The organism is Allobosea eneae (assembly GCF_042657265.1).
In the GTDB taxonomy this organism is placed as follows: Bacteria; Pseudomonadota; Alphaproteobacteria; order Rhizobiales; family Beijerinckiaceae; genus Allobosea; species Allobosea eneae.
The window spans coordinates 23,343-34,633 of the sequence record NZ_JBHSLW010000052.1 but is presented as its reverse complement, the minus strand read 5'-3'; the positions used below and the strand labels follow the sequence as shown (position 1 = coordinate 34,633).

Sequence of the window (11,291 nt, the reverse complement as noted above, 5' to 3'; positions counted from 1 at the left end):
GACGAACGGAGCCGAGACGCCCTTTCAGAACCCGCCGAAGCGGCGATGGCGATAGACCAGCCCCGGCCCGGAGCCACCGCCGCCGATTGCGACCACCTGGCCGATCAGGATGCGGTGCGTCGTGACCCGGTGGACGGCGGATACACGGCAGTCGAAGCTGGCGAGCGCGCTCGCCAGGACGGGCGCGCCAGTCGAGAGCTCGCCCCATTTGCCGGCAGCGAAGCGCTCTTCGCCAGCCAGCCCACGCTGCCCCGAGAACACGGCCGCGAGCTCATGGTCGGCTGCCGCCAGCGTGTTGATGCAGAAGATGCCGCTCTCTTCGATGGCCGAGAGTGTGCGGCTGGCCGCCTCGATGCAGACCAGCATGGTCGGAGGAGCAACCGAGACCGAGCTCACGGCGGTCGCCGTCAGCCCCGAGCGGCCGCCGGGCCCCAGGGTCGTGACGATATGGGTGGCGCTCGCCACCTGCGCCATCGCCTCGCGAAAGGCCTGCGCATTCGGGAGCACCGCGCGAAGGGCGGCATCGACCATGCTGTTCATCGCCCAACTCTGCGCGAGAATACTGCCTTTATCTAGGCACGCAGCGGTAAAAGGCGAGTTGCATCAATTGTCGAGATCATGGCCAATCCCGTCGCAGGGTTAAGATATATCAGCATGCCGCCGCGATCCCCGGTCATTCCCGCTGCAGCGCCGCCAACAGCCCCTCGCGCAGATGCTGCATCAGGGTATCGCTCGCCTGCGCGGCGGCGCCCGGCTCGCCCGCGACCAGCGCCTGCGCCAGCGCTACGTGGTGATGCGCTGCCGGCACCAGATCGATCTGCCGGTCGAAGAAATACCAGGCTCGGCGGATCAGCGCCTGCAGCGGCTCGACGGCCCGATTGGCATAAGGGCTGCGTGCCGCCGCCGCGACCAGCGTATCGAGCTCCTTGTCGAGGCGCATATAGGCGTTGACGTCGTCGGCCTGCGCCGCCTCGCGCATGGCCCGGGCCTTGGCCAGGATGGCGCTGCGCTCGCTTGGTCCGGCGCGCTTCGCCGCCTCCACCGCGATCAGGCGTTCCAGCACTTCGCGCGCGTCGAGCGCCGCCATCACGTCGATCGCATCGATCGCGGTGACCACGACACCCTTGCGCGGGAGGATCTCCACCAGCCCCTGCTGCGCCAGCCGTATCAGCGCCTCGCGCACCGGCGTGCGGCCGACGCCGACGAGATCGATCATCTGCGCCTCGGTCAGCACTGCGCCCGGCCGCAGCGACAGGGTCACGATCGCTTCCTCGAGGCGGCGATAGGCCAGGTCGGACAGGCTGGCGGAGGCGCGGGCGCCGACGGAATCCTCGCCGGCAACGCGGGCATCCTCAGTCATGGGCAGCCCCCGTGATGCTTGACGCGTCAGACAGCATTGATATATCAGAACTTTAACCAGAACCGCAAGGCGGGCAAGCCGGCCGATCGACGGTAAATAATCCGCGCATGGAGGCGACATGGCGTTTACCTGCACGATCCCCGCCGTCGCCACGCTTCAGCAGGACGACGACACCGTGCGGATCACGCGCTGGGACTTCGAACCCGGCGCGGTCACCGGCTGGCACAGCCATGGCTGGCCCTATTTCGTGATCATGCTGGTCGCCGGCACCTTGCGCATCCACGACGGCACCAAGCAAACAGACGTGCCGCTGGCACAGGGCCAGGCCTATATGCGCCAGGCCGGCATACAGCACGACGTGATGAACGGCTCGCCCCACCCGATCGCCTTCGTCGAGATCGAGGTGAAGCAGCCGGCTGCGCTCAAGCTGCTGCCCACCACATGAAGATCGCGATCATCGGCGCCGGTATCGTCGGCACGGCGACCGCCCACGCCTTGCTCGACGAGGGCCACGAGGTCCTGATCCTCGACAAGGAGGGGCCGGCCTTCGGCCCTTCGCGCGGCAATGCCGGCATCATCGCGCATACCGACGTGCTGCCGATCGCCAGCCCGAACATGCTGCGCAAGGTGCCGGGCTTCCTGCTCGATCCTCTCGGGCCGCTGGCGATCCGCCTCGGCTATCTCCCGCAATTGCTGCCCTGGCTGGCGCGCTTCCTGCTCGCGGCCCGCCCGGCCGCCTATGAGCGCTCGATCGCCGGCATGATCGCCATCCAGCAATTGGCGCTGCCGGCCTGGCTGGCTCGTGCCGAAAAGGCCGGCATCAGCAACCATATCCATCGCCGCGGCGCGCTCTACACCTACAGCAATCCGGGCGACACCGCCGGCCTCGAAGCGCTCGCCCGGCGCCAGCGCGCCGCCGGCATCGCCGTCGACATGCTGCCGCCGCAGGAGCTGCGCCAGCTCGAGCCTGCGCTCAGGGATCGCCTCGCTGGCGCCGCCTTCCACCCCGATTGCGCCCATATCAGCGACCCGCTCGCCCTTACCATGGCCCTGTTCGAGACGGCACTGGCGCGCGGCGCCACCTATGAGAAGGCGGAGGTCACCAACATCTCCATGGGCGAGCGCCCTGCCTTGGTCGGCCCCGATGGCTGGCAGCGTGTCGTCGATCGCGTCGTCGTCGCGGCCGGCGCCTGGTCCAAGCCGCTGGCGGCGGCAATGGGCGATACCATCCCCCTCGACACCGAGCGCGGCTACAATGTCAGCTTCCCGGGCGTGACCGGCCTGACCAGCCGCCCGATCGGCTTCAAGGATGACGGCTTCGTCATGACCCCGCTCGAAAGCGGCTTGCGCATCGGCGGCGCGGTCGAGTTCGGCGGTCTCAAGGCGCCGCCCAACCATGCCCGCACAAGGGCGCTCTACGACAAGGCAACAAGGTTGGTGGACGGCCTGCCGGCTTTCGACAGCGGCAGGGTCTGGATGGGTTTCCGGCCCTCGTTGCCGGATTCCTTGCCGGTGATCGGCAAGGCAAGCCGCAATCCCAATGTCGTCTACGCCTTCGGCCATGGCCATTACGGCATGACCCAGTCGACCGCGACGGCCGATCTCGTCGCCGCCCTGATCGCCGGCCGTTCGCCCGCGATCGACATCGGCCATTTCAGACCACAGCGCTTTTGAAGCAGCGATACCTACTGCATCGATCTCTCAGCCGGCAGGGGCAAAGCCATGATCCGACTCAGCTTTGCGCTTTTTCTCGCAAGCACTCTCTCAGGCTGCGCCGGCCTCGGGCCGCAGACCTGCGCGCCCGGCCAGCAGGCAATGCTGAGCGCCGAACTCCTCTTCGGTCGCAAGATCGGCGACCGTGTGGGCGTCAGCGAAGGCGCCTTCCGCCGCTTCGTAGACGAGGAGGTGACGCCGCGGTTCCCCGATGGCCTCACCGTCCTCGACGCCAGCGGGCAGTATCGCGACCGCGAGCGCGGCGTCCTCATCCGCGAGCCCAGCAAGCTCGTATCGATCGTGATCTCGGACGAAACAGCGAATCGTGAGAAGTTCACAGCCATCGTCGAAGCCTACAAGCGCAGCTTCAACCAGCAATCGGTCGGGCTGATCTTGAAGCCGGCCTGTGCTTGGTTCTGACGTTTGTTCGGCAAATCAAGGAAAATGGAAACCTTACCGCCAAAAGACTCCATGCGATCAGTGGCGTAGCCAAGGGTCCTCAACTAGCCTGACGCTGCGGCATAGAAAATGCCGGCCAAAGGGGAACGCGCATGCAGGGCTCGATCCTGACCGATCTGCTGTTGCCGCTCGCCATCGGCATCGTCATGCTCGGACTGGGCCTCAGCCTGACGCTCGAGGATTTCCGCCGCGTCGCGCGCTATCCGCTCGCCGTCGGCTTCGGCCTCTTCCTGCAGGTGCTGCTGCTGCCGCTCGCCGCCTTCGCCATCGCGATCGGCCTGAAGCTGTCGCCGGATCACGCCGTCGGCCTGATGCTGCTCGCCGCCGCGCCCGGCGGCGCGACCGCCAACATCTACAGCCACCTCGCTCGCGGCGACGTCGCGCTCAACATCACGCTGACGGCGGTCAACAGCCTGCTCTGCCTCTTGACCCTGCCGATCGTGCTCGACATCTCGCTCGCCTATTTCCTTGGAGCCGACCAATATGTGCCGCCGCCGCACCGCAAGGTAATCGAGGTCGGGGCGATCATCCTGATCCCGGTCGCGCTCGGCATGCTGCTGCGGGCGCGGGCCGAGGGCTTCGCCCTGCGCGCCGAGACACCGATCAAGGTCTTCTCGATCCTCGTCCTCGTCGTGCTGATCGCCGGCGCCATCTATATGGAGCGCAAGGCGCTTCTGCCGAGCCTGGTCGCGGTCGGCGGCGCCTGCCTCGCCTTCAATGTCGTCAGCATGCTGGCCGGCTATCTCGCTCCGCTGGCGCTGCGCCTGCCGCAGGGCCAGGCGGTGGCCATCGCCATGGAAATCGGCATCCACAACGCCGCGCTGGCGATCTTCATCGCCCTCAACGTGCTGCGCAATCCGGCTGCAGCCGTGGTGCCCGGCATCTACAGCCTGATCATGTACGTGACCGCCTCGGCCTTCGCCATATGGTTGGTGCGGCGGAACGCGGCATTGCGTCCCGCCTGACCATCAGGCGAACCGCGCCGGCGCAAACGGCGTCGGATCGACGAAGACCTTCTGGCCACTGATCATCTCCGCGACCATGCGGCCGGTCACCGCCGCCAGCGTCAGCCCGTGATGGGCATGGCCGAAGGAGAACCAGAGATTCCGGTGCTTGGGCGCCGGGCCGATGATCGGCATCATGTCCGGCGTGCACGGCCGGTTGCCGAGCCAGGGCTCGGCGTCGAGCCGCTCGCCGAGCGGAAACAGGGTCTTGGCGATCGGCTCGGCCCTTGCAAGCTGCACCGGCGTCTTCGGCGCATCGCGATTGGCGAATTCGGCGCCGGTGGTGAGGCGCACGCCCTGGCGCATCGGCGCCAGGAAATAGCCGCGCTCGGTGTCGAGCACCGGGTGGTTCAGCACGGCTTTGCCGAGCGGCTTGTAGTGCATGTGGTAGCCGCGCTTGACCGCGAGCGGCAGGCGATAGCCGAGCCGGTTCGTCAGCACGTCGGCCCAAGGGCCGAGCGCGACGATCGCATCCATGCCGAGCGCCTTGGTGCTGTCGGCCAGCGTCACGCTCCAGCGGTCGCCATCCTGCGTCAGCGTGCCGGCATCGCCCTGGGCAAAGCGGCCGCCAAGCTTTTCGAACAGGGCGAGATAGGCCTTGGACAGGCCAAGAGGGTCGATCACCGTCACCGGATCGGTCCAGTGCAGGCCGCCGATCAGGCTCTGGTCGAGATGCGGCTCCTCGGCCCGCAGCGCCTCGGCATCGAGCGCGCGATGGTTCAGGCCGAAATCGCGCTTCCAGCGCTGCGCCTCGGTCAGGCGCGCATCGCGCTCGACCTCGGTCCGGAACACCTTCATCCAGCCCTTGCGGCGCAGCAGGTCGGTCGCACCGGCTTTCTGCGCCAGCGCGTCGTGCTCGCTGACGCAATGCTCGATCAGGGTCGCGTATTTATGGGCGATCGCCTCGTGCTGCGAGGCGCGCGAATGCATCCAGTACGACCACAGGAAGGGGGCGAGCTTGGGGATCGCGTTCCAATGGTAGTGCGCATCGATGGTGTTGTTCATCGCATAGCGGATGAGCGCGCCAAAATCATGCGGGAAGCCGTATGGGTAGACGCCCTCGCGCTGGATCAGGCCGGCATTGCCGTAGCTGGTCTCACCGCCGGGCTGGCCGCGATCGACCAGCAGCACCGAGCGGCCTGCCTTTTGCAGATGCAGCGCCACCGAAATCCCGACGATGCCCGCCCCAACAACGATCGCGTCCGTACGCATCGGCCCTATCTCCGCCAGCCTTCCCCGCCAGCAAGAATAGCGCCAGCCGCAGCGCTGTCAGCCATTTCGTTGAATCTTGCGAATAAACCGGCAAAGTTTCGCAGCTTCCGTCTCCATTCCGGAGATATCGCCTGCGCGGGCCATCTATCCATGAATGCAGCGCAACTTTCTGCGTAGAGCTAACCCGCTGTTGCGCGCCTCGCAACGGGAACTGCAAGTCATCGCGCGAGCGGGCTCGCATATCGTCGTTGCGTCGCGCTTCGCGATGACGGCGGAGCCACCCTGCACTACCGCCAGATGACGCAGCCCTCCGGATCAGCCAGTGTGGCGCTCCGTTCTTCTGCTTCGGTCTCGATGCTCGCCGCCCTCGCCTCCGCCCTCGCTCTGCTCGGCCGCTACGGCACGCAGGGCTTCGCGCTCTCGATCTTCCTTGGCCTCGCTCTGCCGCAATTCTCCGCGGCGGCGCGCCCGCTCCTGCCGATCACGATCTTCTGCTTCACCACCGTCGTGTTCATGCGCGCCGACCTGCGCGTCATCGGCGGTTTGGTGCGCCGGCCGGCGAAGCTGGTCGTGACCTGCCTCTGGCTGCTGTTCGCCCCTGCGCTGTTGATCGCCGCAGCCCTCGCTGTGCTCGGGCGCGAGGCACTCGACCCCGGCCTTCTGCTCGGCATCGCTATCATGGGCGCGGCGCCGCCGATCATGTCGTCGCCTGCGGTCGCCATCCTCTACGGCTTCGAGCCTTCGCTGATCATCGCAGGGGTGATCGTCACCACCATCGTGAGCCCGGTCATTGCGCCGTTCCTGGTGGACTGGCTGGCGGGGGCCGCCGTCCCACTCGACCGGCTGGCGCTGGCCCTGCGGCTCGTCATGTTCATCGGCGGCGGCATGGCCGTCGCCTTCGCGATAAGGCGTTGGCTCGGGGCGGAGCGCATCCGGGAGCTCAAGCCCAATCTCGATGGCTTCGGCGTGCTGATGTATTTCGTCTTCGCCATCGCGGCGATGGACGGAGTGACCAAAGCGGCAATGGACCGGCCGGGCCAGGTCGCGCTGTTCCTGGCCGTCGCCTTCCTGGTCTCCGCGGTCGGCCTCGCCAGCGCCTGGCTCACCTTGCGCCGCTTCCCCATCTCCGAGCGCTTCATGATCGGCTACGGCACCGGGCAGCGGAACATGGGCCTGCTGGTTGCGGCGCTCGGCGCCGGCGTGCCGCCGACCACCTATCTGTATTTCGCGCTGGCCCAGTTCCCGATCTATCTGCTGCCCTGGCTGCTGCGCGGCATCGCGGCGCGGATCAGGCGCAAGGAAGCCTCTGCTGACGCGAGCTGACTGCAAGCTTTGCCAGAGTTCAGGCAAGCAAAACCGGAGTTCCTGTTATGATCACGCTCTATTCGGGACCGCTCAGCCTGTTCTCCCGCAAGGTCGAGATCGCACTGCGCGAAAAAAATCTCGCCTTCGAGCGCATCATGGTGCCGTTCAACCAGACCACCGGCTACGATCCCAAGCATCCCGAAGTCGTCGCCATCAACCCCAAGCGCCAGGTCCCGGTGCTGAACGATGACGGGATCGTGCTCTACGATTCCACCGTGATCCTCGAATATCTCGAAGACGCCTATCCCGAACCGCCGCTCTTGCCGCTCTGCCCCGGCGCCCGCGCCCGCTGCCGGCTCGATGAGCTCTATGCCGACGAGATTATGCTGCAGGCGCTGAAGCCGCTGATGCACCGCACCACGCCGCCCTCGACCGATCAGACCCGGCGCCTCGCCCAGGAGGCCGACGCGCTGATCGCCGAGCAGGCGCTGGAGAAGCACTATGCGGTGCTCGAAGACCGGCTCGCCGGCCGCGACTTCTTTGGCGACGCTGTCTCGGTCGCCGACATCGCCCTGTTCATGAGCGTGCTGTTCTCGCTTCGCCTCGGCGGCCCCTCGCTCGCGCCATTCGACGGGCTGTCGCGCTGGTTCGAGCGGCTGAAGCTCCGGCCTGCCTTCACCCAGGCCGCCGTCGAGATCGCCGAGGCCGACCGGCGCCTCTCCTTCCCGTTGAAACGGGCCTGACGGCAGCCTTTCGCGATTGCGAGAGCAGCAACGCGGCGCTAGACCACGCCGCATGAGCACGATCCGCATCGCCCCTTCCATTCTCTCCGCCGACTTCGCCAAGCTCGGCGAAGAGGTCCGCGCCATCGACGAGGCCGGCGCCGACTGGATCCATTGCGACGTGATGGACGGGCATTTCGTGCCCAACATCACCTTCGGCCCCGACGTGCTGAAGGCGATCCGCCCGCATACGAAGAAGTTCTTCGACGTCCACCTGATGATCGCGCCGGTCGATCCCTACATCGAGGCCTTCGCCAAGGCCGGCGCCGACCTGATCTCCTTCCATGTCGAGGCCGGCGCGCATCCACACCGGACGCTGCAGGCGATCAAGGCCCAGGGCAAGCAGGCCGGCATCGTGCTCAACCCCGGCACGCCGGCGAGCGCGGCCGAGCCGCTGATCGGCGATGTCGACCTGATCTTGCTGATGACGGTCAATCCCGGCTTCGGCGGCCAGAGCTTCATCCATTCGGTGGTCGAGAAGATCGCGCAAGTGCGCGCCTTGATCGGCGAGCGGCCGATCGCGCTCGAGATCGACGGCGGCGTCACGCCGCAGACGGCGCCGCTCTGCAGCAAGGCCGGCGCCGATACGCTGGTCGCCGGCTCGGCCGTGTTCAAGGGCGGTCCGTCCGCCTACGCCGGCAACATCGCCGCCATCCGCAAGGCGGCCGAGACGGCGCGGGGCGACTGGGTCTGATAGCGGCCACGCGTCATGCTCGGGCTTGCCCCGAGCATCTCAGGCCGAAAGAGGCTCCAGCCGGCGCCTTCTCGTCATGAGATTCTCGGGTCTGCGCTACGCTCCGCCCGAGAATGACGGCGTCTTCTACAAATCAATCCCGGCGAAGCCGCCATAGATCATCCGGGCACCGTCGAAGGGCATCGGGTTGGCGCCCGGCGCCATGCGCGGATCCTCCGTCATCTTCTGCCAGGCGGCGTCGCGCGCCTCCTTGCTTGGCCACTCGACCCAGGCGAAGACCACGACCTCGTCATCCTTGGCCGCGACGGCGCGATAGAAGTCGGTCTGCTTGCCGTGCTGGACATCGTCGCCCCAATTCTCGGCGACCCGCGTCGCGCCGAATTCCTTGAAGATCGGCGCCATCTTGCGGGCGTGCTCGGCATAAGCGTCGCGATTGGCGGCAGGCACGGCCGCAACGAAACCATCGACATAGGACATCGGTCTTTCCTCCTTGGGTCTGTCGACGCTCCAGAGATACGGAGCGTCCCGCCCAGCCGGCGCGGACGCTAGGCACGATAAAGGTCCGAAGCTGTCAGCAGCAGCCCTCCGGCATTCCGTCGGCGGCCCGTCCGTGCTAGCGAGCCGGCGAGCCATTCATCGTCACGTCGCGAGCCCGCTATGATCCCCCGTTACTCCCGCCCCGAAATGGTCGCGATCTGGGAGCCGCAGACGCGCTTCCGCATCTGGTTCGAGATCGAGGCGCACGCCACCGACAAGCTCGCCGAGCTCGGCGTCGTGCCGAAGGAAGCGGCGGCGACGATCTGGGCCAAGGCCAAGGACGCCACCTTCGACGTCGCCCGCATCGACGAGATCGAGCGCGTCACCAAGCATGACGTCATCGCCTTCCTGACCCATCTCGCCGAGATCGTCGGCCCCGAGGCGCGCTTCGTCCACCAGGGCATGACATCCTCGGATGTGCTCGACACCACGCTCTCGGTGCAGTTGGCGCGCGCCACCGACATCCTGATCGCCGATGTCGACGCGCTGCTCGCCGCCATCAGGCGCCGCGCCTTCGAGCACAAGCTGACCCCGACGATCGGCCGCTCGCACGGCATCCATGCCGAGCCGGTGACCTTCGGCCTGAAGCTCGCCCAGGCCTATGCCGAGTTCGACCGCTGCCGCGCCCGGCTCGTCGCCGCCCGCGCCGAGATCGCCACCTGCGCCATCTCCGGCGCCGTCGGCACCTTCGCCAATATCGATCCGCAGGTGGAGGAATATGTCGCGCAGAAGATGGGCCTGACGCCGGAACCGGTCTCGACCCAGGTCATCCCGCGCGACCGCCACGCCATGTTCTTCGCCACGCTCGGCGTCGTGGCCTCCAGCGTCGAGCGCCTCGCCACCGAGATCCGCCATCTCCAGCGCACCGAGGTCTACGAGGCAGAGGAGTATTTCTCGCCGGGCCAGAAGGGCTCCTCGGCGATGCCGCACAAGCGCAACCCCGTCCTGACCGAGAACCTGACCGGCCTCGCCCGGCTGGTGCGCGGCATGGTGACGCCTGCGCTGGAGAACGTCGCGCTCTGGCACGAGCGCGACATCTCGCATTCCAGCGTCGAGCGCATGATCGGCCCCGATGCGACCGTGACGCTCGATTTCGCGCTGGCCCGCCTCACCGGCGTCGTCGACAAGCTGCTGATCTACCCGCAGAACATGAGGAAGAACCTCGACAAGCTCGGCGGGCTGCATAATTCGCAGCGCGTCCTGCTCGCCTTGACCCAGGCCGGCGCCAGCCGCGAGGACAGCTACTCCATGGTCCAGCGCAACGCGATGCGCACCTGGGAGCACGGCGAGGACTTCCTCACCAACCTCAAGGCCGACAAGGACGTCACCGCGAAGCTCTCGGTGGCCGAGCTCGAGGCGATGTTCGACGAGGGCTACCACTTCAAGCATGTCGACACGATCTTCCGCCGGGTGTTCGGGGAGGCTTGATCGTTGAGCTTGGAGGGAGAGCGGTCTACGCTGCTCATATGCAGGTATCCGTCACCGAAGCACGAAAGCGCTGGAGCGAAATCCTTGATCGTGTCGAGGCCGGCGAGGCTATCCACATTGTTCGTCGCGGCAAGGTAGTGGCGCGCTTCGAACCGGTTCAGACTGCCAATCCTCCGCAGACTCTCGCCAGCGGCAAAAGGCACCCTGTGCGCTAGACCGACCAGATGAAAACCTCCGACACCGACATCCTGATCGTCCCCGGCTGGTCGGGCTCCGGCCCCGACCATTGGCAGAGCCGCTGGGAAGCCAAGCTGCCCACCGCCCGCCGCGTCGAGCAGGAGGACTGGTACAAGCCGACCCGCGACGGCTGGGCAAACCGTATCGTCGCCGCCGTGCGCGCCGCGACGAAGCCAGTCGTCATCGTCGCCCATTCGGCCGGCTGCAGCGCCGTCGCGCATGCGGCCGAGCATCTGAAACCGCATGAGGTCACCGGCGCCTTCCTGGTCGCACCGGCCTCCGAGCGGGCCAAGCGCGCCATCCCCGGCATGGCGCATGACTTCGCCGCGATCCCGCAAAAGCCCCTGCCCTTCCGCTCGGTGCTGATCGCCAGTGCGACCGATCCTTATTGCACGCCGGAGGAGGCCAAGGCGCTGGCCGAAGCCTGGGGCTCTGAATTCGTCGATGCCGGCGACAGCGGCCATCTCAACACCGAATCCGGCCATGGCCCCTGGCCGGACGGGCTGCTGCGCTTCGCCGGCTTCATGAAGAACCTGACGGTCGCGTGAGCGGCGCGGATA

The 11,291-nt window shown here is 67.0% G+C and carries 14 protein-coding genes; 10 read left to right on the top strand and 4 right to left on the bottom strand.

Translation table 11 applies throughout. The features are described from left to right. Positions 1–24 precede the first annotated feature (24 nt). On the bottom strand, positions 25–540 hold the full coding sequence (locus tag ACFPOB_RS24800; protein WP_377801014.1) for a flavin reductase family protein: 516 nt from the start codon (positions 538–540) through the stop codon (positions 25–27). A 133-nt stretch (positions 541–673) separates the two neighbouring features. Next, positions 674–1,360, bottom strand: coding sequence for a GntR family transcriptional regulator (locus ACFPOB_RS24795; protein ID WP_377801013.1), 687 nt, complete (start codon positions 1,358–1,360; stop codon positions 674–676). Positions 1,361–1,478: 118 nt separating this feature from the next. On the opposite strand from ACFPOB_RS24795, the gene ACFPOB_RS24790 reads away from it, so the two are divergent. The 4 genes from ACFPOB_RS24790 to ACFPOB_RS24775 all read left to right on the top strand — a co-directional run bounded on the left by ACFPOB_RS24790 (position 1,479) and on the right by ACFPOB_RS24775 (position 4,497). Next, positions 1,479–1,805 (top strand): cupin domain-containing protein, encoded by a 327-nt coding sequence (locus ACFPOB_RS24790; protein ID WP_377801012.1) that lies wholly within the window; start codon positions 1,479–1,481, stop codon positions 1,803–1,805. Continuing rightward, entirely contained in the window at positions 1,802–3,034 is a 1,233-nt protein-coding gene (locus tag ACFPOB_RS24785; protein WP_377801011.1) for an FAD-binding oxidoreductase, read from the top strand. Before ACFPOB_RS24790 ends, ACFPOB_RS24785 begins: the two co-directional genes overlap by 4 nt. Before the next feature lie 141 nt (positions 3,035–3,175). Further along, complete coding sequence (locus tag ACFPOB_RS24780) at positions 3,176–3,493, top strand: DUF3574 domain-containing protein (protein WP_377801010.1); 318 nt, start codon at positions 3,176–3,178, stop codon at positions 3,491–3,493. A 131-nt stretch (positions 3,494–3,624) separates the two neighbouring features. After that, entirely contained in the window at positions 3,625–4,497 is an 873-nt protein-coding gene (locus tag ACFPOB_RS24775) for a bile acid:sodium symporter family protein (RefSeq protein ID WP_377801009.1), read from the top strand. Positions 4,498–4,500: 3 nt separating this feature from the next. On the opposite strand, the gene ACFPOB_RS24770 is transcribed toward ACFPOB_RS24775, so the two are convergent. Further along, positions 4,501–5,748 (bottom strand): NAD(P)/FAD-dependent oxidoreductase, encoded by a 1,248-nt coding sequence (locus ACFPOB_RS24770; protein WP_377801008.1) that lies wholly within the window; start codon positions 5,746–5,748, stop codon positions 4,501–4,503. A 324-nt stretch (positions 5,749–6,072) separates the two neighbouring features. On the opposite strand from ACFPOB_RS24770, the gene ACFPOB_RS24765 reads away from it, so the two are divergent. From ACFPOB_RS24765 to rpe, 3 genes are read left to right on the top strand one after another with little or no spacing between them, the layout of a single operon-like run. Continuing rightward, positions 6,073–7,071, top strand: a complete 999-nt coding sequence (locus ACFPOB_RS24765; RefSeq protein ID WP_377801007.1) for a hypothetical protein — start codon at positions 6,073–6,075, stop codon at positions 7,069–7,071. A 47-nt stretch (positions 7,072–7,118) separates the two neighbouring features. Beyond that, positions 7,119–7,796, top strand: a complete 678-nt coding sequence (locus tag ACFPOB_RS24760) for a glutathione S-transferase family protein (protein WP_377801006.1) — start codon at positions 7,119–7,121, stop codon at positions 7,794–7,796. A 52-nt stretch (positions 7,797–7,848) separates the two neighbouring features. Then, positions 7,849–8,529, top strand: coding sequence for a ribulose-phosphate 3-epimerase (gene rpe, locus ACFPOB_RS24755; RefSeq protein ID WP_377801005.1), 681 nt, complete (start codon positions 7,849–7,851; stop codon positions 8,527–8,529). A 126-nt stretch (positions 8,530–8,655) separates the two neighbouring features. On the opposite strand, the gene ACFPOB_RS24750 is transcribed toward rpe, so the two are convergent. Continuing rightward, entirely contained in the window at positions 8,656–9,006 is a 351-nt protein-coding gene (locus ACFPOB_RS24750; RefSeq protein ID WP_377801004.1) for a DUF1428 domain-containing protein, read from the bottom strand. A gap of 180 nt (positions 9,007–9,186) precedes the next feature. Between ACFPOB_RS24750 and purB the strand changes: the two genes are divergently transcribed. From purB to ACFPOB_RS24735, 3 genes are read left to right on the top strand one after another with little or no spacing between them, the layout of a single operon-like run. Then, positions 9,187–10,494 (top strand): adenylosuccinate lyase, encoded by a 1,308-nt coding sequence (gene purB, locus ACFPOB_RS24745; RefSeq protein ID WP_377801003.1) that lies wholly within the window; start codon positions 9,187–9,189, stop codon positions 10,492–10,494. Between the two features lie 38 nt (positions 10,495–10,532). Then, positions 10,533–10,709, top strand: coding sequence for a type II toxin-antitoxin system Phd/YefM family antitoxin (locus ACFPOB_RS24740; RefSeq protein WP_377801002.1), 177 nt, complete (start codon positions 10,533–10,535; stop codon positions 10,707–10,709). A 9-nt stretch (positions 10,710–10,718) separates the two neighbouring features. Further along, positions 10,719–11,279 (top strand): RBBP9/YdeN family alpha/beta hydrolase, encoded by a 561-nt coding sequence (locus tag ACFPOB_RS24735; RefSeq protein ID WP_377801001.1) that lies wholly within the window; start codon positions 10,719–10,721, stop codon positions 11,277–11,279. The last annotated feature ends 12 nt before the right edge of the window (positions 11,280–11,291 follow it).

Bases quoted from the DNA above. Each gene is read 5' to 3' on its own strand.
- ACFPOB_RS24785 (WP_377801011.1), top strand. From the start codon at position 1,802: ATGAAGATCGCGATCATCGGCGCCGGTATCGTCGGCACGGCGACCGCC.
- ACFPOB_RS24790 (WP_377801012.1), top strand. From the start codon at position 1,479: ATGGCGTTTACCTGCACGATCCCCGCCGTCGCCACGCTTCAGCAGGAC.
- ACFPOB_RS24750 (WP_377801004.1), bottom strand. From the start codon at position 9,006: ATGTCCTATGTCGATGGTTTCGTTGCGGCCGTGCCTGCCGCCAATCGC.
- ACFPOB_RS24770 (WP_377801008.1), bottom strand. From the start codon at position 5,748: ATGCGTACGGACGCGATCGTTGTTGGGGCGGGCATCGTCGGGATTTCG.
- rpe (WP_377801005.1), top strand. From the start codon at position 7,849: ATGAGCACGATCCGCATCGCCCCTTCCATTCTCTCCGCCGACTTCGCC.
- ACFPOB_RS24780 (WP_377801010.1), top strand. From the start codon at position 3,176: ATGCTGAGCGCCGAACTCCTCTTCGGTCGCAAGATCGGCGACCGTGTG.
- ACFPOB_RS24795 (WP_377801013.1), bottom strand. From the start codon at position 1,360: ATGACTGAGGATGCCCGCGTTGCCGGCGAGGATTCCGTCGGCGCCCGC.
- ACFPOB_RS24760 (WP_377801006.1), top strand. From the start codon at position 7,119: ATGATCACGCTCTATTCGGGACCGCTCAGCCTGTTCTCCCGCAAGGTC.
- ACFPOB_RS24800 (WP_377801014.1), bottom strand. From the start codon at position 540: ATGAACAGCATGGTCGATGCCGCCCTTCGCGCGGTGCTCCCGAATGCG.
- purB (WP_377801003.1), top strand. From the start codon at position 9,187: ATGATCCCCCGTTACTCCCGCCCCGAAATGGTCGCGATCTGGGAGCCG.
- ACFPOB_RS24775 (WP_377801009.1), top strand. From the start codon at position 3,625: ATGCAGGGCTCGATCCTGACCGATCTGCTGTTGCCGCTCGCCATCGGC.
- ACFPOB_RS24735 (WP_377801001.1), top strand. From the start codon at position 10,719: ATGAAAACCTCCGACACCGACATCCTGATCGTCCCCGGCTGGTCGGGC.
- ACFPOB_RS24740 (WP_377801002.1), top strand. From the start codon at position 10,533: ATGCAGGTATCCGTCACCGAAGCACGAAAGCGCTGGAGCGAAATCCTT.